The 20929-nt window shown below is 73.9% G+C and carries 16 protein-coding genes; 10 read left to right on the top strand and 6 right to left on the bottom strand.

All coding sequences use genetic code 11. The features are described from left to right. The first annotated feature begins 38 nt into the window (after nt 1-38). From IF06_RS0105430 to IF06_RS0105410, 5 genes are read left to right on the top strand one after another with little or no spacing between them, the layout of a single operon-like run. A complete protein-coding gene (locus IF06_RS0105430; protein WP_052166129.1) occupies nt 39-2150 on the top strand; it encodes a molybdopterin oxidoreductase family protein in 2112 nt (703 codons plus the stop codon). Next, nucleotides 2147-3631 carry an FAD-dependent oxidoreductase gene (locus tag IF06_RS0105425; RefSeq protein WP_030269370.1) on the top strand — a complete coding sequence of 495 codons (1485 nt, stop codon included), beginning with the start codon at nt 2147-2149 and terminating at the stop codon, nt 3629-3631. The genes IF06_RS0105430 and IF06_RS0105425 overlap by 4 nt, the downstream gene beginning before the upstream one ends. Further along, complete coding sequence (gene nirB / locus IF06_RS0105420) at nt 3628-6150, top strand: nitrite reductase large subunit NirB (protein ID WP_030269369.1); 2523 nt, start codon at nt 3628-3630, stop codon at nt 6148-6150. Before IF06_RS0105425 ends, nirB begins: the two co-directional genes overlap by 4 nt. Then, on the top strand, nt 6147-6494 hold the full coding sequence (gene nirD, locus IF06_RS0105415; protein WP_013288584.1) for a nitrite reductase small subunit NirD: 348 nt from the start codon (nt 6147-6149) through the stop codon (nt 6492-6494). The genes nirB and nirD overlap by 4 nt, the downstream gene beginning before the upstream one ends. Then, nucleotides 6494-7582 (top strand): uroporphyrinogen-III synthase, encoded by a 1089-nt coding sequence (locus IF06_RS0105410; protein ID WP_013288585.1) that lies wholly within the window; start codon nt 6494-6496, stop codon nt 7580-7582. The genes nirD and IF06_RS0105410 overlap by 1 nt, the downstream gene beginning before the upstream one ends. Before the next feature lie 11 nt (nt 7583-7593). Here the strand turns inward: IF06_RS0105410 and IF06_RS0105405 are convergent, their stop codons facing one another. From IF06_RS0105405 to IF06_RS0105390, 4 genes are all read right to left on the bottom strand, one after another. Continuing rightward, the gene (locus IF06_RS0105405; protein ID WP_013288586.1) at nt 7594-8211 is read right to left on the bottom strand and encodes a GTP-binding protein; all 618 of its coding nucleotides are present in this window, start codon (nt 8209-8211) and stop codon (nt 7594-7596) included. Beyond that, entirely contained in the window at nt 8192-8554 is a 363-nt protein-coding gene (locus tag IF06_RS0105400) for a DUF742 domain-containing protein (protein WP_013288587.1), read from the bottom strand. The genes IF06_RS0105405 and IF06_RS0105400 overlap by 20 nt, the downstream gene beginning before the upstream one ends. 62 nt (nt 8555-8616) lie before the next feature. Further along, on the bottom strand, nt 8617-9024 hold the full coding sequence (locus IF06_RS0105395) for a roadblock/LC7 domain-containing protein (protein WP_013288588.1): 408 nt from the start codon (nt 9022-9024) through the stop codon (nt 8617-8619). Next, nucleotides 9021-12077 (bottom strand): sensor histidine kinase, encoded by a 3057-nt coding sequence (locus IF06_RS0105390; RefSeq protein WP_030269368.1) that lies wholly within the window; start codon nt 12075-12077, stop codon nt 9021-9023. Before IF06_RS0105390 ends, IF06_RS0105395 begins: the two co-directional genes overlap by 4 nt. Nucleotides 12078-12524: 447 nt before the next feature. Here IF06_RS0105390 and IF06_RS0105385 point away from each other — a divergent pair, with 447 nt between their 5' ends. Next, entirely contained in the window at nt 12525-13706 is a 1182-nt protein-coding gene (locus IF06_RS0105385; protein ID WP_013288590.1) for an ABC transporter substrate-binding protein, read from the top strand. A gap of 161 nt (nt 13707-13867) precedes the next feature. Here IF06_RS0105385 and IF06_RS0105380 read toward each other — a convergent pair whose 3' ends face one another. After that, on the bottom strand, nt 13868-14638 hold the full coding sequence (locus IF06_RS0105380) for an ABC transporter permease (RefSeq protein WP_225319577.1): 771 nt from the start codon (nt 14636-14638) through the stop codon (nt 13868-13870). A gap of 163 nt (nt 14639-14801) precedes the next feature. Then, a complete protein-coding gene (locus IF06_RS0105375) occupies nt 14802-15830 on the bottom strand; it encodes an ABC transporter substrate-binding protein (RefSeq protein ID WP_013288592.1) in 1029 nt (342 codons plus the stop codon). Nucleotides 15831-16115: 285 nt separating this feature from the next. Between IF06_RS0105375 and IF06_RS0105370 the strand changes: the two genes are divergently transcribed. The 4 genes from IF06_RS0105370 (at nt 16116) to IF06_RS0105355 (ending at nt 20897) form a co-directional block, all read left to right on the top strand. After that, nucleotides 16116-16898, top strand: a complete 783-nt coding sequence (locus IF06_RS0105370; RefSeq protein ID WP_013288593.1) for an ABC transporter ATP-binding protein — start codon at nt 16116-16118, stop codon at nt 16896-16898. A 2-nt stretch (nt 16899-16900) separates the two neighbouring features. Continuing rightward, on the top strand, nt 16901-17851 hold the full coding sequence (locus IF06_RS0105365) for an LLM class F420-dependent oxidoreductase (RefSeq protein WP_013288594.1): 951 nt from the start codon (nt 16901-16903) through the stop codon (nt 17849-17851). Continuing rightward, on the top strand, nt 17848-18156 hold the full coding sequence (locus IF06_RS0105360) for a cupin (protein WP_013288595.1): 309 nt from the start codon (nt 17848-17850) through the stop codon (nt 18154-18156). Before IF06_RS0105365 ends, IF06_RS0105360 begins: the two co-directional genes overlap by 4 nt. A 74-nt stretch (nt 18157-18230) precedes the next feature. Then, nucleotides 18231-20897 carry a hypothetical protein gene (locus tag IF06_RS0105355; protein ID WP_030269365.1) on the top strand — a complete coding sequence of 889 codons (2667 nt, stop codon included), beginning with the start codon at nt 18231-18233 and terminating at the stop codon, nt 20895-20897. Nucleotides 20898-20929: the final 32 nt, after the last annotated feature.

Raw genomic sequence — 20929 nt, 5'->3', positions numbered from 1 at the left:
CCCGGACCGGAAACCCCCCGACGGCACGCTTTTCCGACATGACAGACGGTGCACGCACGGCGACGCGAACGGGGTCACACCTCGTCGAGGCCGCCACGCACTGCCCGTACTGCGCGTTGCAGTGCGGCATGGTGCTACGCGCCACCGGCGACGGTGTCGAGGTCGGCGCCCGCGACTTCCCCACCAACCGGGGCGGGCTCTGCCAGAAGGGCTGGACCGCCGCCGACCTGCTCGACCACCCGGACCGGCTCACCACCCCGCTGCTGCGCGACCGGCCCGGCGGCGAGCTGCGCCCGGCGACCTGGGACGAGGCGCTCGACCGCGTCGCCGCCGGGGTCAAGGACGTGCAGCACCGCCACGGGCCGGACGCGGTGGCGGTCTTCGGCGGCGGCGGGCTCACCAACGAGAAGGCGTACGCGCTGGGCCGCTTCGCCCGGGTGACGCTGCGGACCCGGCACATCGACTACAACGGGCGCTGGTGCATGTCGTCGGCCGCCGCAGCCGGGAACCGGGCGTTCGGGATCGACCGGGGACTGCCGTTCCCGCTCGCCGACCTCGGGCACGCGGACACGCTGCTGCTGGTCGGCGCGAACCCGGCCGAGACCATGCCGCCGCTGATGCGGCACGTCGCCGACCTGCGGGAACGCGGCGGCCGGCTGATCGTTGTCGACCCGCGCGCCACCGCCACCGCGCGCCAGGCCGACCTGCACCTGCAACCCCTGCCCGGCACCGACCTCGCGGTGGCGAACGCGCTGCTGCACATCGCGCTCACCGAGGGCTGGCTGGACCGCGCGTACGTGGCGGAGCGGACCACCGGATTCGACGACGTCCGGCGGACGGTGGCCGGCTACTGGCCGACGGAGGTGGAACGGCTCTCCGGCGTGCCGGTGGCCGACCTGTACGCGACCGCCCGCGCACTCGCCACTGTGGACCGCGCGGTCGTCCTCACCGCCCGGGGCGCCGAGCAGCACGCCAAGGGCGTCGACACGGTCACCGCCTTCATCAACCTGGCGCTCGCCCTGGGCCTGCCCGGCCGCCCCGGCTCCGGCTACGGCTGCCTGACCGGGCAGGGCAACGGGCAGGGTGGCCGGGAACACGGGCAGAAGGCCGATCAGCTTCCCGGCTACCGGCGCATCGACGACCCGGCGGCCCGCGAGCACGTCGCCGGGGTGTGGGGCGTCGAACCGGACTCGCTACCCGGGCCGGGGGTGCCGGCGTACCAGCTCCTCGACGCGCTCGGCACGCCGTCCGGCGCGCGGGCGCTGCTGGTGTTCGGTTCCAACCCGGTCGTGTCCGCGCCCCGCGCCGCGCGGGTCGAGTCCCGGCTGCGCGCCCTGGACCTGCTCGTGGTGGCGGACTTCGTCCGTTCCGAGACGGCCGAGCTGGCCGACGTGGTGCTGCCGGTCGCCCAGTGGGCCGAGGAGGACGGGACGATGACCAATCTGGAGGGCCGGGTGCTGCGCCGCCGGGCGCTGCGCGAACCACCCGCCGGGGTCCGTACCGAGCTGGAGATCCTCGCCGCGCTCGCCGAACGGCTGACCGGGGGCGGGACGCCGCTGCCGGCCGACCCGCGCGAGGTGTTCGCGGAGCTGGGCCGGGCCTCGGCCGGCGGGCCGGCCGACTACGCCGGGATCACCTGGGACCGGATCGACGCCGACACCGGCGTGTTCTGGCCCTGTCCGGACCGGGACGGCCCGGACACGCCCCGGCTGTTCGCCGACCGCTTCCCCACCCCGGACGGCCGGGCCCGGTTCCATCCGGTGACCCACCGGCCGGCCGCCGAGCCGGTGTGCGCCGACTACCCGCTGCACTTCACCACCGGGCGGGTGCTCGCGCAGTACCAGTCCGGCGCGCAGACCCGGCGGGTGGCCGCGTTGCGCCGCGCCGCGCCCGGCGGCTTCGTGGAGCTGCATCCCGACCTGGCAGCACGGATCGGCGTGGCCGAGGGCGCGCCGGTACGCGTGGTCTCCCGCCGGGGTGAGTTGTGCGCACCGGCCCGGCTCAGCACGGCGATCCGGCCGGACACCGTCTTCGCGCCGTTCCACTGGCCCGGCGCGCAACGCGCCAACTCGGTCACCAACGACGCGCTCGACCCGGTCTCCGGGATGCCCGAGTTCAAGATCTGCGCGGTCCGGGTGGAGCCGGCATGAACGAGCGCATCGTCGTCGTCGGCTACGGCATGGCCGGCGCCCGGCTCGCCGCCGAGCTGCACGCACGCGGCGGGAACCACTCGATCACAGTGCTCGGGGCGGAGCCGCACCGCGCGTACAACCGGATCATGCTCTCCACGCTGCTCGCCGGACGCATCGGCGAGCCGGACGTGGAGCTTGTCGAAGCCGTCGGGCCGGGCGTCGAGGTCCGCACCGGCGCGGCGGTCACCGCGGTGGACCGGGCCGCCGGCGAGGTGGTCACCGACGACGGCGAGCGGCACGGGTACGACCACCTGGTGCTCGCCACCGGCAGCCGGGCCGTGGTGCCGCCGCTGCCGGGCCTCGCCCCGCTGCCCGAGCGGGTCGTCCCGTTCCGCACGCTCGGCGACTGCCGGCGGATCCTCGCCGCCGCCGAGGGCGCGCGGCGCGTGGTCGTGCTCGGCGGCGGGCTGCTGGGTCTGGAGGCGGCCCGCGGGCTGGCCGCCCGAGGGCTCGACGTGACTGTGGTCCACCCGGTCGGGCACCTCATGGAGCGCCAGCTCGACCCGCCGGCCGGCGCGGTCCTCGCGGGCACGCTCGCCGGCCTGGGCGTCCGGTCCCGGCTCGGGGTGCCGGCCACCGCCGTGAGCGCCGGCGCCGACGGCGTCCGCCTGCACCTGGGCGACACCGGGACGCTCGACGCCGACCTGCTGGTGCTCTGCTGCGGGGTACGCCCCGACACCGCGCTCGCCGCCGCGGCCGGGCTCGCCGTCGAGCGGGGCGTGGTGGTGGACGACCGGATGCGGACGAGCGACCGGCGGATCTCCGCGATCGGCGACTGCGCCCAGCACGACGGGACGTTGACCGGGCTTGTCGCGCCGGCCTGGGCGCAGGCCCGGGTGGTGGCCGACGTGCTGACCGGCACGGACCCGCTGGCCCGGTACCGGCCCCGCCCGGCGGTGACCCGGCTCAAGGCGGCCGGTATCGACCTGGCCGCGATGGGCGACGTGGACGGGACCGGCGACGTGGACGGGCCGGTCGAGGAGCTGACCTTCGCCGACCCGGCCCGGGGCACCTACGCCCGGCTGCGCATCCGGGACGAGCGGCTGACCGGCGCGATCCTGCTCGGTGACAACCCGGCGGTCGGCACCGTGGTGCAGCTGTTCGACAGGGGCGCGCCGGTGCCGGCGGACCGGCGTTCGCTGCTGCTCGGCCGGGCGTTCGGCGAGGCGCCGGCCGGTCCGGCCGCGTCACCGGCGCTGATGCCGGACGCCGCGACCGTGTGCCGGTGCAACGACGTGAGCAAGGGCGCGCTGGTGGCGTGCTGGCGGGCGGGTGCCCGGACGGCGGCGGAGCTGTCCGCGGAGACCCGGGCCGCCACCGGCTGCGGCAGTTGCCGGGACGCGGTGGCCGGCATCGCCGCCTGGCTCGCCGAGGTGGACCCGCCCACGGACGAGACACGCGACAGCGAGACGGATCGCGAGACGGTGGAGGTGTCATGAACGAGCGGCTGGTGGTGGTCGGCAACGGCATGGTGGGGCAGCGCTTCGTCGAGGCGCTGCGGGCCCGGGACACCGACGGGCGGTGGCGGGTCACGGTGCTCGCCGAGGAGCGGCGCCCGGCGTACGACCGGGTGCGGCTCTCGGCCGTGTTCGACGGGGTGGACGCCGGTGAGCTGAACCTGCACACGCCCGACGCCGGAGTGGACCTGCGACTCGGCGAACCGGCCACCGGCGTCGACCGGGCACGGCGGGTGGTGACCACGGCGGCCGGCGAGTACCCGTACGACGCGCTGGTGCTGGCCACCGGCTCGTACGCGTTCGTGCCGCCGGTCGACGGCACCGATCTGCCAGGCGTCTTCGTCTACCGGACGCTGGACGACCTGGCCGCGATCCGGGAGCACGCCCGGGGCCGCCGTACCGGCGCGGTGATCGGTGGCGGGCTGCTCGGGCTGGAGGCGGCGAACGCGCTGCGGCTGCTCGGGCTCGCCACGAGCGTTGTCGAGTTCGCGCCCCGGCTGATGCCGGTGCAGGTGGACGAGGCGGGCGGCGCGATGCTCCGGCGGTACGTCGAGGAACTGGACGTCACGCCGTACCTCGGGGTGGCCACCACGGCGCTGCGTCCCGGGCCGGACGGCACGGTGGCCGCGCTCGACCTGGCCGACGGCCGCAGCCTCGACGCGGAGCTGGTGGTGGTCGCCGCCGGGATCCGGCCGCGCGACGAACTGGCCCGGGTGGCCGGGCTGCCGCTGGGCCCGCGCGGCGGCGTGCTGGTGGACACGGCCTGCCGGACCGCCGACGAGCGGATCTGGGCGGTCGGCGAGTGCGCGGCGGTCGACGGGGTCTGCCACGGTCTGGTCGCGCCCGGGTACGCCACCGCCGAGGTGGTCGCGGACCGGCTGCTCGGCGGCGCTGCGACGTTCCCCGGCGCGGACACCGCCACGAAACTCAAGCTGCTCGGCGTGGACGTGGCCTCGTTCGGTGACGCGCACGGCGTCACCCCCGGCTGCCTCGACGTGACGTACACCGACCCGGCCACCCGCTCGTACGCGAAGCTGGTCCTCTCCGACGACGCGCGGACGCTGCTCGGCGGCGTGCTGGTCGGGGACGCGAGCGCGTACCCGGCGTTGCGCGCCAGTGTCGGCGGACCGCTGCCCGCTCCCCCGCTGGCATTGCTGGCGCCGGCCGGCGGCGCGGGCGCCGGTGCGGGCGCGTTGCCCGCCACCGCGCAGGTCTGCTCCTGCAACGCGGTGACCCGGGCCGACCTGGACGCGGCGATCGCCGGCGGGGCGACCGACGTGCCGGCGCTGAAGGCGTGCACCCGCGCCGGTACGAGCTGCGGCTCCTGCGTGCCGATGCTGAAGCAGTTGCTGGACGCCGCCGGGGTACGCCAGTCGACGGCGCTGTGCGAGCACTTCGACCACAGCCGGCAGGAGCTGTTCGACCTGATCCGGGTGCGGGGCATCAGCACGTTCTCCCGGCTCGTCGCCGAGCACGGGCGCGGCAGCGGGTGCGACATCTGCAAGCCGGTGGTGGCCTCGATCCTGGCCTCGCTCGGCACCGGGCACGTGCTCGACGGCGAGCAGGCGTCGCTCCAGGACACAAACGACCACTTCCTGGCCAACCTGCAACGCGACGGCAGCTACTCGGTGGTGCCCCGGATTCCCGGCGGGGAGATCACCCCGGAGAAGCTGATCGCGATCGGTGAGGTGGCGCGCGACTTCCGGCTCTACACGAAGATCACCGGTGGGCAGCGGATCGACCTGTTCGGCGCCCGGGTCGACCAGTTGCCGCAGATCTGGCGCCGGCTCGTCGACGCGGGCTTCGAGTCGGGCCACGCGTACGGCAAGGCGCTGCGCACCGTGAAGTCGTGCGTGGGCGACACGTGGTGCCGCTACGGCGTGCAGGACTCGGTGGGGCTCGCGGTCGCGCTGGAGCTGCGCTACCGGGGCCTGCGCGCGCCGCACAAGCTCAAGTCGGCGGTGTCCGGCTGCGCCCGGGAGTGCGCCGAGGCCCGGAGCAAGGACTTCGGCGTCATCGCCACCGAGACCGGCTGGAACCTGTACGTCGGCGGCAACGGCGGTTTCCGGCCCCGGCACGCCGACCTGTTCGCCACCGACCTGAGCACCGCGGAACTGGTCACCCTGATCGACCGGTTCCTCATGTACTACATCCGCACCGCCGACCGGTTGCAGCGCACCGCCGCCTGGGTCGAGGCCATGGACGGCGGCCTGGACCACCTCCGGTCGGTGCTCGTGGACGACTCGCTCGGGCTCTGCGCCGACCTCGACGCGGCGATGGCCCGGCACGTCACGAGCTACTCCGACGAGTGGCGCGACGTCCTGGAGGACCCGGACCGGCTGCGCCGCTTCACCTCCTTCGTCAACGCGCCCGAGGTGCCCGACCCGTCCATCACGTTCACCCAGGAGCGGGGCCAGCCGGTGCCGGCCCGGGGCGCGCCCCCGGACGGCGGACACCGCCGCCAGCCCGTCGCGCTGGGCCTGCCGGAGGTACGCCGATGAGCCCCGTCGTCACGCTGGACTGGACCCCGGTCTGCCCGCTGGACCGGCTCGACCCCGACCGGGGCGTGGCCGCCCTCGTCGACGGCGTACAGGTGGCGGTCTTCCGTACCGCGAACGGGCTGTACGCGGTGGACAACCTCGACCCGGTCGGCGGCGCGTACGTCATGTCCCGGGGTCTGGTGGGCAGTCGGGGCGGCGTGCCCACGCTCGCCTCGCCGCTGCACAAGCAGGTCTACGACCTCACCACCGGGCGGTGCCTGGACCTACCGGGCGTGACGCTGCGCCGGCATCCGGTGCGCTGCCGGGACGGCCTGGTCGAGGTGCGGTTACGGCAGGAGGAATGATGCGGGACGAGCTGGCCGGCTTCACCATCGGGGTCACCGCCGACCGGCGGCGCGACGAACTGGCCGCGCTGCTCCAGCGGCGCGGTGCGCGGGTGGTGCTCGCCCCGGCGCTGCGGATCGTCCCGCTGGCCGACGACACCGACCTGCGTGAGGCCACCCGGGCCTGCCTGGAACACCCGCCGGACGTGCTGATGGCCAACACCGGCATCGGCATGCGGGGCTGGCTGGAGGCGGCCGAGGGCTGGGGGCTGGCCGAGCCGCTGCGCACCACGCTCGCCCGCGCGTACGTGGTGTCCCGCGGTCCGAAGGCGACCGGCGCGATCCGTGCCGCCGGGCTGCGCGAGCACTGGTCCCCGGATTCGGAGAGCTGCGACGAGGTGGTCGAGCACCTGGTCCGGCGCGGGGTGGCCGGCCAGGTCGTGGCGATGCAACTGCACGGCGAGCGGCAGCCCGAGTGCGCCGACGCGCTGGTGGCGGCCGGCGCCACGGTGATCGAGGTGCCGGTGTACCGGTGGGCGCCGCCGGCCGACCCGGCGCCGCTGCACCGGCTCATCGACCTGGTGGCCGGGCGTCTCGTCGACGCGGTCACGTTCACCTCGGCCCCGGCGGCCGAGGCGCTGCTGCGCGCGGCCGGGGACCGTACCGAGACGGTGCTGGAGGCGCTGCGCGGCGACGTGCTGGCCGGGTGCGTCGGCACCGTCACCGCCGAGCCGCTGGTGCGGCGCGGGGTGCCGGTGAGCGCGCCGAGCCGGGCCCGGCTTGGCGCCCTGGTCCGCACCATCGTCGAGGAGCTGCCCCGGCGCACGGTCTCGGTGAAGGCGGCCGGGCACGTGCTGACGCTGCGCGGGCACGCCGCGGTGGTCGACGGGGAGCTGCGCCAGCTGGCGCCGGCGCCGATGGCGGTGCTGCGGGCGCTCGCCGCGTCGCCGGGGAAGGTGCTCTCCCGCACCGCGCTGCTGCGGACGCTGCCACGTGGCGCCGACGAGCACGCGGTGGAGATGGCGGTCGCCCGCCTGCGGGCGGGGCTGACGGCGCCCCGCGTGGTGCAGACGGTGGTCAAGCGGGGGTACCGCCTGCGGGTCGACTGACCCGCAGGCGGTCAGCCCACCGAGGCCGGGTAGCCGTGCTCGGCCTGGAGGCGGAGCATCGCGTGCTCGACCACCGTGACCAGCACCTGCTTGACCGAGTCCCGCTGGCGGGCGTCGCACAGGACCATCGGCACGTCCGGGGAGATGGCGAGCGCCTCCCGGACCTCCTCCAGCTCGTAGTGCGGCGCGTCGCCGAAGCGGTTCAACGCCACGACGTACGGGAGCTTGCGGTTCTCGAAGTAGTCCAGCGGCGCGAACGCGTCGGTGATCCGGCGGGTGTCCACCAGCACCGCCGCGCCCACCGCGCCCCGGATGATCTCGTCCCACATGAACCAGAAGCGGGTCTGGCCCGGCGTGCCGAACAGGTAGAGGATCAGGTCCTCGGCCATGGTGATACGGCCGAAGTCCATGGCGACCGTGGTGGTCTCCTTGCCCGGCACCTTCGACGCGTCGTCGATGCCCACGCCGGCCGCTGTCATCAGCGCCTCGGTGGTCAGCGGCTGGATCTCGGAGATCGCTCCGACAAGTGTCGTCTTGCCCACGCCGAAGCCACCCGCGATCACGATCTTCGCGGAGATGATCTCCCGGCCGCGGTTCACCCCGTCGGGGTCATAGTTCGCGAAGTCCACTTAGCACCCTTCCAAGCAGGTTCATCCGCGCCGCGAAACCCGTCGCGGGAGCGGCAGTGTGTAGCGTCAGCAGGCCCTCGGCCACCATGTCGGCGACCAGCACCCGGGTGACGCCCAGCGGCATCCGGGTGTAAGCGGCGATTTCCGCAAGCGACTGCGCCCGGCCCTCACAGACCGAGGAGATGCGGTACTTGTCGTGCCCGGCGAAGCGCGCCTCGGCCGACTGCGTCGGCGTGCTCGACAGCACCGCTTCGAGCGCGATGTTCTGCAACGGCTCGGTGCGGCCCCGGGTGACCGCGTACGGCCGCACCAGCGCGCCACGTGGATCACGTCGCGGGTCCATCTCGCGATCACCTCCCCTCGTTCGGAGCCGCACCGGCTCCGGTCGTCAGCGCCCCGGTCCGATCAGGACCGGACCGCGTCTCTCGGCAGCGGGACCAGTGCCTGGCCGACCCGCTCGACCAGCAGCGCCATCTCGTAACCCACCTGGCCGACGTCGCAGCTGCGCGCCGCGAGGACGGCCATCGACGAACCGTCGCTGATGGACATCAGGAACAGGTAGCCGCTGTCCATCTCGATGACGGTCTGCAACACCCCGCCGGCGCTGAACATCCGCGCCGCGCCCTCGGTCAGGCTCACCACGCCGGAGGTGATCGCGGCGAGCTGGTCGGCCCGGTCACCGGGCAGGTCCCGGGAGGAGGCGAGCAGCAGCCCGTCCGCGGACACCGCCACCACGTGCGCGATACCCGCAACGCTGTCGGCGAAGTTGGTGAGAAGCCACCCCATGTCCTGCATGGCCGCCGGCCTGTTCATCGGTTCGTCTCCTTGGTCGAGGTGCTGTTCAGGTCGGCGCCGGCCGTACGGCCCCGCTGGACGCCACGGTGGTAGGCGGAGAGCAGACCGCGTACCTCGTCCGGCGTGCGCCGGCTGCGGTCCCGGCCGCTCTTCGGCTCTATCCCGCCGGGCACGAGCTGGGCCTGCGGCACCCGCTTGGGCAGGCCGGAGCGGGTGGTGCCGCCGGTGGTGGGCTCCGCGGCACGGCTGGCCCGGGACCAGCCCTCGTCGGCCGCCGTACGCCAGGCCTCCGGGTCGATCGGCGGCGCGGGCGCGGGCGCGGCGGCGGGCGGCGGCGGGGGCGGCGTCGCGGCCGCCGGCGGCGTGGACGGAACCTCCGGCGGGCTGTACGCGGACGGCGTGGTCGACGTGGTCAGCCCCGACGCCTGGGCCCCCGGGGTACGGGTGGGCAGCTTCGGACGCGCCGGCGCCGCTGGGGGCGCCACCGCCGGCTGTGCCGGCACGGGCGGCTCGTCGAACGTGGGACGGGTGAAGATGGTGGTCTCGTCCTCTCCGTGCGAACGGAACCAGACCGCCTCCATCTCACGGAATATCGGCGCCTCGGCCCGCTGCTCGGGCCGGGCCACCACCGGCGTCGCCGGGGTGCTCTCCACCGCCGGCGCCGCCGCGAGCGGCTGGTAGGCCGGAGGCGCGGCCTGGGTCGCGGGTTGCGCGGTCTCGACACCCGGCGTCCGCTTGGGCAGGGGGTCGAGCGCGGGGTACGCCACCGTCGGTCCCCCGGCCGACCAGCCTGCTCCGGAGACCGGAGCCGGCGCGGTAGCGGGCGCCGCCGCCACCGGAGCGGGTGCCGCCACGGTGGGCAGCGCACCGGTCGCCCCACCCAGTTGTACGGCGGGCGTGGTGTCGCGCGTCTCGCCGGGCGTCTGCCACCGCGACGGCGGAGCGGTGGTCGCCCCGCGCCACTGGTCGGCGAGCGTCGCCGTGGCCGCGCCCCGCCCGGCGCCGGCCAGCGCGTCGGCGGCGCCGACCTGGCTGAGCGGCGACTGTTCGACGGCGAGCGGCTGACGCGGCCGGGTCAGCGGGGCCTGGCCCCGGTTGGCCGGCAGCACCACTGTCGAGTTCGGCAGCGTGACCTGGGCGACTGTGCCGCCCTCGACGTTGCGGCGCAGCTCGACGCGGATCCCGTAGCGGGAGGCGAGCCGGCTCACCACGGCCAGACCCATCAGCCGGAACGCGGCCACGTCGACGGTCGGCGGCGCGGCCAGTCGCCGGTTGAGCGAGTCGAGCTGGTCGTCGCTGAGGCCCAGACCGCGGTCCTCGATCTGGATCAGCACGTAGTCGCGGATCCGGCGGCCGTCGGCCACCACTGTGGTGTTCGGCGGCGAGAACCGGGTGGCGTTGTCGAGCAGCTCGGCGACCAGCCGGACGACGTCGTTGACGGCGTGCGCGGCCACCGAGATGTCGGTGTCGACGGTGCCGAACTCGATCCGGTTGTAGAGCTCGACCTCAGACTGCGCGGCGCGCAGCACGTCGACCAGGAGCGCGTCGTCGCGACGCGGCACGGCCGAGTCGGCGCCGGCGAGCACCAGCAGGTTCTCGTCGTTGCGGCGCATCCGGGTGGCCAGGTGGTCCAGCTCGAACAGCTGCGCCAGCCGCTTCGGGTCCTCCTCGGAACGCTCGATCGCGTCCAGCTCACCGATCATCCGGTCGACCAGGCTCTGCGAGCGGCGGGCCAGGTTGAGGAACATCGCCGAGACGCTCGTCCGCAGCGCGGCCTGCTCGGCCGCGACCCGGACCGCCTCCCGGTGGACCACGTTGAAGGCCACAGCCACCTGACCGACCTCGTCGCGGTTGCTCAGCTTGATCGGATCCCGTACCTGCTGGACGATCTCGTCCACACCGCCGTCACCGATGGCGTTGACGTTCTGGAGCCGGCTCACCGCGTCCGGCAGGTCGTGGTTCGCCACGGCGAGCGCGCCCTCGCGCAGCCGGCGCAGCGAGTCGTTGAGCGAGCGGGCGAGCACCACGGCGAGCGTCACCGCGACCGCGAGCGTGAGCAGCACGAGCAGGCTCTCCACGATCGCCTGCCGGATCACGTCGGCGCGTGCCTCGTCGGCGTCGGCCAGCATGTCGTCCAGGAGCTGGATCTCGGCCCACCGCATCAGGTCGTCGACCGCGCCGATGGCGGCCGATGCCTCGTCGCGGGTGACCAGCGCCTGACGCCCGATGGACCGGGAGATGTCGCCCGCGACCCGGTCGGCGAGCTGGACGGCGTCACCGGAGACGGTGCGGTCCACCAGGGCCCGCTGGCTCGGCGTCGCGGACCGGGAGAAGGTGAGCAGCGCCTCCTGCTGACCCGTCAGCGTGGCCACGAAGGACGAGAACTGCTCCTCGTCGATCCTTCCGCCGTCGAGGGCGGTGAAGGCCACCGCCTGCTCCTCGGCCACCTCGGCCTTGGCGTGGGCGAACGCGGCCACCGCGCGGCGGGCGTCGGCCAGGCTGTCCGCGCCCGGCTGCTGGGCCAGCGCGTCGCTGTACGCGACCAGGTCGTCCAGCACGATGCCGTAGCGCAGGCTCGCCTCGGCCACCGGCATCTGCAGCCGGTCCAGCACCTCCTGGCGGGTGCCGTTCAACGTGGACAGGTGGGCGTCGATCACCTTGAGCTGGTTGCTGATCGCGCCCGTCACGTCGCCGAGCTTGCCCCGCTCGTCCTGGTACGCCGCGATGCGCTCGTCGGTCTGACGCACCCGCAGGTTGTACGCGTCCGGCTTCTGGTTCGGGTCGGCCAGGAAGACCGCCGCCGCCATGCGCTCCTTGTGCAGGTCCTGGGTGAGCGCCGCGATGTCGACCGACACCGCGCTCAGCGACCGGACCTGGTCCGCCTCGTACGCGCCCTGGCCCACCGAGATGAGTCGGATAGTTGCCAGCGCGATGACAGCTGCGACCGGAACGACCAGGATGAGGGCGAGCTTGGAGCGGATCCGCGCGTCGCGCAGCCTGGGCAGGAGCCGGCGCCGGTTCCGCTGTTCGGCGTTGGGGCTCCCGGGCAGGGTCGTAGGTCCGGTGCTCACGACATCGCCTCCGTCGTTTCTTCCACGCGTGACCCGCTGACCCGTGCCTGGTGCAGCGGCCAGCGCCACGCGCGGCACGGCCGCGATTTCATCAGACGAGATCCTGTTTGGGAAGCCGCGGTGAGGCAGGAAACGGTCGCGGTCGACGCAACCCGTGATCCGATCACCTAATACCTTCTTTTCTCCGACCCCCTGATCAGGGGATGTCACTCCAGAGTGGTCACACGCATCTGTGCAGTAATTGTCAGTTAATGTTCCGTGTCCCCAGCATGTGGGATGGCTGTCCCGAAACAGCACTCGACGGCCCGGCTTGACCACAGGCCCCGGCATTGGCAAGGTTTTGCAGGCTTCGCGCACACCGTACGGCAAACCAATCCCGTTCCTCCACTGAGGACGGACGAGCGGCGGTGATCGGGCGTCGGCCCGCGCCGCACCTGGAGGACTGAGTTGAGCCCCATCCGCTCCGCGCGCATCGCGGCGCTCGCATCGGCCGTGCTGGCCACCACGCTCACCGGCTGCGGGATCGGCGGGGAACCGCAGGACACCAGCCCGATCGTGATCGCCGCCGACCTGGAACTCTCCGGCGCCTCGGCGCCGGTCGGCAAGGTCTACCAACGGGCTCTGGAACTGAAGGTCGAGCAGTTGAACGCCTCGGGCGCACTGGGCGGCCGGAAGATCGATCTGCGGGTCAAGGACAACCGCTCGGACGCCGCGGAATCCTTGCGGAACATCAATGATTTCAGCGGTGACTCACGGGTGAGCGCCGTCATCATGGGCGGTTGCAACGAATGCGCCGTCGGCGCGGCCCGCACGATCGGTGAGAAGCGCATTCCGACGATCGCACTCGCGTCGTCGAGCGCGGTCACCGAGCCGGTGGCCGAGCGCCGATATGTCTTCAAGCTCGCCCCGAACGCCACCGACAGCGCCGCCGCGCTCGCCGCGGAACTGGACCGGCGCGGCGTCCGCAAGGTGGCCTTGCTGCACAGCGCCGAGGGTTACGGCCAGGAAGGGCTCACCGCCCTGCGCCGCGAACTGAGCAAGACCACGGTCAAGCTGGTCGGCAACGAGTCGGTGCGCGCCACCGACACCGAGGTCGGCACGCAGATCAACGAGCTGATCGCCCGCAAGCCGCAGGCCCTGGTCCTGTGGACCACGCCGGAGCAGGCGACGCTCGCCGCCACCACCGCCCGGCAGAGCAAGTTCCGCGGCTCGCTGTTCTTCGACGCCACGGCCGCCGGCGACCTCTTCCTCGGCCCGTCGGCCCGCTCCACCGAGGAGGCCACGCTGATCTTCACCCAGACCATGGTGATCGACGACGTGATCGCCACCACCCCGGCGAAGGCCGCGCGTCGGCAGTGGTTCCAGGACTACACCGCCCGGTTCGGCGGCTACAACGGCTTCTCCTCGTTCGCGGCGGACGCGGTCCAGCTGATCGCCGACGCCGAGCAGCGGGCCGGCGGCGAGCCGGGCGAGGTCGACCGGGACGCGCTGCGTGACGTGCTGGAGACCTCGCAGCTCGACGGGCTGTCCGGGCCGATCCGGATGACGCCGGACAACCACTCCGGGTTGATGCCGCAGGCGTTGACGACGCTGGTGGCTCGTGGTGGTCGTTGGCGGCTCGCTGGTTAGTCACTGTTGGGGGCGTGGCCCCACCGCAACCGGCTCCGGGCGGTCAAGCTTGATCCCTGCGCCGGTTGCGGTGGGGCCACGCCTGTCGTGGTCAGCCGCCATCCGTGGGTTGAGGTTTTCTTTCTGGATTCTCGGTCGACGTCGGGTTCTCGGGTCAGTGGCTAGCGGGCTGAGGTGGTGGCCCGCACCCAGGGCAGGGCCAGCCGCTCGACCAGGCTCAGGACGGCGTAGAGCACGATGCTCATCAGCGCCACCAGCACGATCGCAGCCCAGGCGGTCGCGGTGTCACCGACGCCGTTGTACTGGAGGATCTGGTAACCCAGACCCGGACGGTCGGAGTAGAACTCCCCGATCACCGCGCCGATCGCGGCCAGCGGCATGGCCACCTTGAGCCCGACGAAGATCTGCGGCAGCGCCGCCGGGAAGCGCACCTTGCGGAACGACTGCCACCACGAGGCGTTGAGCGACCGGCCCAGCTCCGCCAGGTCCGCCGGGGTGGTGGTCAGACCGGTGGCGGTGGAGAGCACGATCGGGAAGAAGCAGAGCAGGAACACCATGGTCAGGATGGGTTTCTGCCCCCAGCCCACCGCGACCACGAGCAGCGGCCCGAACGCGATCTTCGGGACCGCGTTCACCGCCACCAGCAGCGGCGCGAACATCCGCTCCACCCGGCGGGAGGCGGCCAGCGCCATCCCGATCAGCACCCCGGCCGCCGACGAGAGCAGGAAGCCGAACACTGTCATCCAGGTGGTGATGCCCAGCGCGGGCAGCAGCACCTCGGTGGTGCCGGCGAGGGACTTCCCCACCGCCTGCGGCGGGGGCAGCGCGGCCGGGTGCACCAGGTTCAGGCCCGAGGTGACCAGCCACCAGGCCGCCACCGCGATCACCAGTCCCAGCGCCGGCAATCCGACCGCCGCCGGGCGTACGGCCATCCCGCGCCGGACCGCCGGGCGCGGCGGCGCCTCCGGCCGGGCCTCGGTCGACTGTGTCAACGTGTCCTCCTCTCTGCGCCGGTCCGTGTGACCGGCACGGGAAGGGGGTGCGCCCCACCGGGGTGTCCGGCGGGTCGCACCCCCGTTGGCCCGAGCGGACCGGTCAGGCCTTCGGCGCGAGGTTGAAGTCGATGATCTGGTCGGGGGTCAGGTTCTGCTTCAGCGCACCGGCGCCCTGGAGCAGCGCGATGCTCTTGGCGACCCGGCCGCTGTCCAGCGTGCCGATCGCGGTGCCGGAGTTGCTCGACCGGACGTACGCGGCCATCAGCTGAAGCTCGGCGGACGCCGCAGCCGGGACGGCGGCCGGCACGTTCTTCTTCAGGATCTCGCCCGCCTCGTCCGGGTTGGCCAGCGAGTACTCCAGGCCCTTGAGCAGCGCGGCGGTGAACTTCTTCACCATCTCCGGCTTCTCCTTGGCGATCTTCGACGAGGTGATCAGCGCGTTGCCGTAGAGGTCCTGCATCACGTTGCTGTACGGCAGGACGACCGGCTTCTTCTTGGTCACCGTCTCCACCGTCGGCTGGCCGACGACGAACTGGCCGATGCCGTCCACCGAGCCCGAGCCGAGCATGCCGATCAGGCCCTGCGCCTCACCGTTGACCCAGGTCACCTTGCTGCCGTCGATGCCGGCGAGCCGGGCGTACGTCGGGAAGAGGTTGCGCACGACGGACGTCGGGGTGTCCGCGAGCTTCTTGCCCTCGAGGTCCTTCGGCGTGGCGATGTTCTTGCCCTCGACCGTGACGATGGCGGCCATGGTGCGCTGCTGGATCGCGGCCACCGCCACGAAGTCCTTCGCCTGGCCGTTGCCGAGCTGAAGGATGCCGCCGGTCAGGTCGATCGGGCCGAAGTCGGCCTGGCCGCCGGTGATGGTCTGGATCACGGAGCCGGTGCCCTGACCGGGCTTGATGTCGACGTCGAAACCGGCCTCCTTGAAGAAGCCCTTGTCCTTCGCCACCCAGGCGTAGGAGTCACGCCCGAAGTTGCCGAACGAGGTGAGGTACGTCACCTTCTCCAGCGCCGCGCCGTTGCCGCCGCCGCTCTCGGACTTCTCCGAGTCGCTGCTGCAGCCGCCCACCAGGGCGAGGGCGGTGGCCATAGCCGCGGCGGCGACCGTACGGGTCAGCCTTCTCATCAGTGCACCATGTCCTTTCCGACCAGGACTTCTTCGCCGGTCGGGTCGTGGGTCCGACGGGGTCGGCAGGTGGGTTCGGCCGACTGGACCGTCGTGAGGGGACTCTTCGCGCGCAACAGCGTACGAGAAGCCAGATGACCTGCCGCCGCCGTCCCGGTTGCGGAACGGAAACGAAGTTGCGTGACGGAAAGCGGACTGACGTCCACCCCGGACGGTGCTATAAGCACGGTCCGCTACGCTAGCCCGGCTCGCGTTTGGGACGACGTGGAAGGGAGCCGGCGGAAGATGATCCGACTGTCCGGGGTGTCCCGCACCTTCGACGGCCGTTCGGGGCGGGTGGAGGCGTTGCGCGGCATCGACCTCGACGTCGCCGAAGGCGAGTTCGTCGCCGTCCTCGGCCGCTCCGGCTGCGGCAAGTCCACGCTGCTGCGCATGATCGCCGGCCTGCTGCCGGTCACCGGCGGTGAGATCACCGTGGGCGGTACGCCGATCACGAAGCCTCGCCGCGACGTGGCGATGCTGTTCCAGCGTCCGGCGCTGCTGCCCTGGCGCTCGGTGCTGGACAACGTGCTGCTGCCGGTGGAGATCTTCGGCTGGCGCCGCGCCGAGCACCGCGACCGGGCCCGCCAGTTGCTGGAGATGGCCGGGCTGGGCGGCTTCGAGAAGCGCCTCCCGCACGAGCTGTCCGGCGGCATGCAGCAGCGCGTGTCGCTGTGCCGGTCGCTGATCGGCTCGCCCCGGGTGATGCTCATGGACGAGCCGTTCTCCGCGCTCGACGCGCTCACCCGCGAGGAACTCTCCGGCGAACTCCAGCGGGTGCACATGGAGACGAAGGCGACGATCGTCTTCGTCACCCACTCGATCGACGAGGCGGTGCTGCTCGCCGACCGGGTAGTCGTGCTCAGCCCGCGCCCCGGCCGCATCCGCGAGGTGGTCGAGGTGAACGTCCCCCGGCCGCGCACGCTGGGCCGCCACGAACACCTGGAAGACGTCGCGCGGATCAGTGCCGAGCTGCACGAACTGCTGATGGAGCGGGACGCCCCCGGCGTACCCGTGGGAGGCCGGTGACCATGCGGGTCTCGGTGTTCACCGAACCCCACCGCGGTGCGGACTACGACGACCAGCTCCGGTTCGCCCGGCTGGTCGAGGAGACCGGCTTCGAGGGCTTCTTCCGGGCCGACCACTACCGGGCCATGGGGGACGAGCCGGCGCTGCCCGGCCCCACCGACGCCTGGCTGACGCTCGCCGCGCTGGCCCGGGAGACCTCCCGGATCCGGCTCGGCACGCTCGTCACGTCCGCCACGTTCCGGCTCCCCGGGCCGCTCGCCGTCATGGTCGCCCAGGTCGACCGGATGAGCGGCGGCCGGGTCGAGCTGGGCATCGGCGCCGGATGGTACGAGCGCGAGCACACCGCGTACGGCATCCCGTTCCCGCCGGTCAGTGAGCGCTTCGACCGGCTCGCCGAGCAGTTGGAGATCGTCACCGGGCTGTGGCGCACCCCGTCCGACGAGACGTACAGCTTCACCGGTGAGCACTACCGGCTGGTCGACGCGCCCGCGCTGCCCAAGCCGGTGCAGCAGCCCGGCCCGCCGGTGATCGTCGGCGGCCGGGGACCGAAGCGCACCCCCGAGCTGGCCGCCCGCTACGCCGACGAGTTCAACATGCCGTTCAAGAGCGTGGCCGAGACCGCCGCCGCGTACGAGCGGGTGCGGGAGGCGTGCGACCGCGCCGGGCGGGACGCCTCCGGCCGCGCGCCCCTGACGCTCTCCGCCGGCATCGTGGTGGCGATCGGACGCACCGACGCCGAGGCGCAGCGCCGGGCCGCGCCGCTGCACGTCACGAGCGCGCTGCCGCCGGAGGACCCGGTGGTCGGCTCCCCCGCCCAGCTGGTCGACCGGATCGGCGAGTTCGCCGCGATCGGGGCCACCCGGGTGCACCTGCGCCTGATCGACTTCGACGATCTCGACCACGTGGAGCTCATCGCCGCCGAGGTGCTCCCCCGACTGGACGGACCACGATGACCGAACTCTCCGCCGACCTCGAACTCGGCCCGGTGGGCCAGGAGATCGTGTACGAGAACGACCGCGTACGCGTCTGGCACATCCGGCTGGAGCCGGGTGAGCGGCAGCCGCTGCACCGCCACGACCACCCGTACCTGGTGGTGGCGATCCAGGGCGCCAAGAACGTGGTGCAGACGATCGACGGCACCACCATCGACGCCGACGAGCCGACCGGCGGCGTGGTCTACCGCGACCCGGGCGCGGTGCACATGCTCACCAACGTCGGCGACACCACCTACCTCGCGCGCCTGGTCGAGCTGAAGTAGCCGCACCGGCAGGTTCGCCGCGCCGCGCGGCGGCAAGGTGGCGATCGGGGGCACCGGGCCGTAACGTGCCCGACATGGCCTTTCGGACGTGGGGCAGGCTGCTGCTCACGGCGCTCGGGGTGAGCGTGCTGGCCGGGGCCGGCCAGTTGGGGATCGCGTACGGCTTCGGAGTCGTACGCCTCGACGGCGCGTTCGTGGACGTCTCGGTCAACCGGTGGCCCGCCCAGCTCGTCTGGGTGGGCTGGTTCGCCGCTGTCGCCACGGTCGCCGGAGCCGTCCTCACCGAGCGCTTCGCCCGCCACGACGACAGTCCCGGCGGCACCACCGAACTGCTCTCCATCGCCGGCGTCAGCGCGCTGGGCGCGACGGTGGTCGCCCCGCTGTGCATGCAACCGGCCCGCGCGGCCGAGCTGGGCGGATCCGTCGACCCGGTCTGGGCCGCAGGTATCTGCGCCGCCCTCGGCGCGGTGGTCGGAGCGGGCGCCGCGATCGCCGTCCTGCTCAAGCCGCCGTTCGGCTGGGGCGTGGCGATCACCGCCGGGATCGTCTGGCTGATGGCGCTGCTCTCCGTCGCGCCCACGATCGTGTCCAGCCGGCCGCTGGCCACGGTACGGCTCGGCGTCCTCGAACCCTCCTGGCTGGATCCGGAGGCGGCGCAACGCCTGTCCATGCTGCTGCTGCCGGTGCTCACGCTGCTGGCCGGCGGGGCGGTCGGCGTGCTCGCCCGCCGGGCCGGATGGCCGCCGCTGGTGGGCGGCGCGGCCGGGGCGGCCGGCCCGGTGCTCGTCGCGTTCGCCTACCTGACCGCCGGTCCCGGCTCGGCGACCGACCGCTACCAGGTCGCGCCCTACTACGGCGCGCTGATCGCCGTGATCGCCGGTGCGCTCGGCTCGACCGCCACCACAGTGCTGCCCCGGCCGGTCACCGCCACCGGTGACCCCGACGCCGTCGAGGCCACCGACATCCTCGCGCCGCTGCCGCACTCGTCCACTCCGGGCGCCCCGGCCGCCCCGCCCGCGCCTCCGGTGACGAGCGGCGCCGCCGCGCCGGCGCACTGGAACTGGCCGGAGCCCGGCGGCTCGGCCACGGCGACGGCTCCGGCCGGTACCGATCTTCCCGCCGCCGGCCGGCCGGCCCTCGCGGGTCTGCCCGCCGTCGATCAGCCGGCCGTTGCGGAACGGCCGGCGGGTGAGCGCCCGGCCGTCGCCGACACGGGCCACGGCCAGCCCATGCCGGGTCTGCTGCCCCCGGGGCGCCGGACCTCGGCCATCGACGTCCTCGCCGCGGGCCGCCCCGACCCGGTCCCGGTCCCTGGTCCAGGCACGGACATGGGCACGGTTCCGGGCACGGACATGGGCACCGCCCACACGGGCGGCACCGGCGAGGCGGTCACCACGGACCGCGCAGGCACCGCCGACCGGGCCGTTGCCGGTGCCGAACCTGCCGATGCAACGTCCGGGCAGGCGACCGGCATCCCGGCGGACAGTGAGGCCGCCTCGGGCACCGGCTCGGCAGCCGGCACGGACGATGCCGCACCGGAACCGCCCCAGCAAGCGGCGGCGACCACGCCACGGGTGACCCGGCCGCGCCGTACCCGCGCCAGCCGGTCCAGCGGCACCACCGACGGATCGACGGCACCCGCCGACGCCACAGCACCCCGCCCAGCGGATGCCGCCTCCCCGAGCGCCGCTGCGGGCACCACCTCGGAAGCCACGTCACCGGCCACCGGCGGCACCGCCGAGGGCCACGTTCCCGGCCCGCGTACTGACAGTGGCGCGCTCGCCGGACCGGTCACGGCCGACGCGGACAGCGGCACCCCCGCCGCGCCACCGGCCGAGGCCACCGGAGACACCGGCGCCACGGGCCGCTCCACCCGCTCCCGGCGCCCCCGCGCCCCGAAGGCCGGACCGCGTGCCACCGGCCCGGCCTCCCCCGGCTCCGGCCCGGCCGACGCCGCGCCGACGACGCCGATCGAGCAGGCCGACGCCAGGTCGACGATGCCGAGCAGCCCGGCCGACGCCCCGCTGACGACGTCGAGCAGCCCGGCTCCCCGCACCGATGCCCCCACGGGGGATGTCGCACCGACCGGACGTCCCGGACGCAATTTCTTCTTCGACGACCCGGCGCCGACCCCGTCGTCCCGGCCCCGGTTCCCGATGTTCGAGGACGTCACCGGAGCGCCCGGCGAGGTACGCCCGGCCTGGCCGATCACCCCGGCGGCCCGCCCGCACCGCGCCACCACCGAACCGGACGCACCGGCCCGGGACGACGCGGAGGCGTCCGCCCCGGCCGAGCCGGCGCCGCGCCCCCGCCACCGTGGCCTGCCCGAGCCGGGCGCGAGCACCGGATGGGACGCGCTCGCCACGAACGCCCGCCCGGCGGGGCCGCTCGCCCGGCCGGAGGCGGGGAGACCTGTCGCCCGGCCCGAGGCGGCGACCGCCGCACCGGGCGAGGCGGGTGCCGCGCTGCCCGAGGCCGCCGCCGCGGAGACGGAGGCGGACTCCCGGCGCGGGCGGCACGCCGGACCGGACGACGCCGACGCGTCCGGCGGGAAGCCGAAGACCCGGCGCGGCCTGTTCCGGCGCAACCGGGCCAAGGGCGACCCGGAGCCGGCCGACCGGACGGCCGAGCCGGGTGCCGAGGCCGACGACGAGTACGTGGACTGGGTCGCCGGTCTCGCCTCGGACGACAACGCCGACGACGCCCGCTCGCTGCGTACCGGGCGGCACCACCGCGAGTGAACGCGGCCCGGGGCGGGCCGGAAGCGACCCGC

This window comes from Micromonospora globosa (assembly GCF_000717585.1).
Lineage (GTDB): Bacteria > Actinomycetota > Actinomycetes > Mycobacteriales > Micromonosporaceae > Micromonospora > Micromonospora aurantiaca.
The sequence above is the reverse complement of the archived record's forward strand: the minus strand, read 5'-3'. Positions and strand labels throughout refer to the sequence as shown.

Excerpts from the sequence above, each read along its gene's own strand:
- IF06_RS0105360 (WP_013288595.1), top strand. The coding sequence starts at position 17,848 with ATGACCGAACTCTCCGCCGACCTCGAACTCGGCCCGGTGGGCCAGGAG.
- IF06_RS0105425 (WP_030269370.1), top strand. The coding sequence starts at position 2,147 with ATGAACGAGCGCATCGTCGTCGTCGGCTACGGCATGGCCGGCGCCCGG.
- IF06_RS0105380 (WP_225319577.1), bottom strand. The coding sequence starts at position 14,638 with ATGGCCGTACGCCCGGCGGCGGTCGGATTGCCGGCGCTGGGACTGGTG.
- IF06_RS0105365 (WP_013288594.1), top strand. The coding sequence starts at position 16,901 with ATGCGGGTCTCGGTGTTCACCGAACCCCACCGCGGTGCGGACTACGAC.
- IF06_RS0105370 (WP_013288593.1), top strand. The coding sequence starts at position 16,116 with ATGATCCGACTGTCCGGGGTGTCCCGCACCTTCGACGGCCGTTCGGGG.
- nirB (WP_030269369.1), top strand. The coding sequence starts at position 3,628 with ATGAACGAGCGGCTGGTGGTGGTCGGCAACGGCATGGTGGGGCAGCGC.
- IF06_RS0105410 (WP_013288585.1), top strand. The coding sequence starts at position 6,494 with ATGCGGGACGAGCTGGCCGGCTTCACCATCGGGGTCACCGCCGACCGG.
- IF06_RS0105395 (WP_013288588.1), bottom strand. The coding sequence starts at position 9,024 with ATGAACAGGCCGGCGGCCATGCAGGACATGGGGTGGCTTCTCACCAAC.
- IF06_RS0105430 (WP_052166129.1), top strand. The coding sequence starts at position 39 with ATGACAGACGGTGCACGCACGGCGACGCGAACGGGGTCACACCTCGTC.
- IF06_RS0105355 (WP_030269365.1), top strand. The coding sequence starts at position 18,231 with ATGGCCTTTCGGACGTGGGGCAGGCTGCTGCTCACGGCGCTCGGGGTG.
- IF06_RS0105400 (WP_013288587.1), bottom strand. The coding sequence starts at position 8,554 with ATGGACCCGCGACGTGATCCACGTGGCGCGCTGGTGCGGCCGTACGCG.
- IF06_RS0105375 (WP_013288592.1), bottom strand. The coding sequence starts at position 15,830 with ATGAGAAGGCTGACCCGTACGGTCGCCGCCGCGGCTATGGCCACCGCC.
- nirD (WP_013288584.1), top strand. The coding sequence starts at position 6,147 with ATGAGCCCCGTCGTCACGCTGGACTGGACCCCGGTCTGCCCGCTGGAC.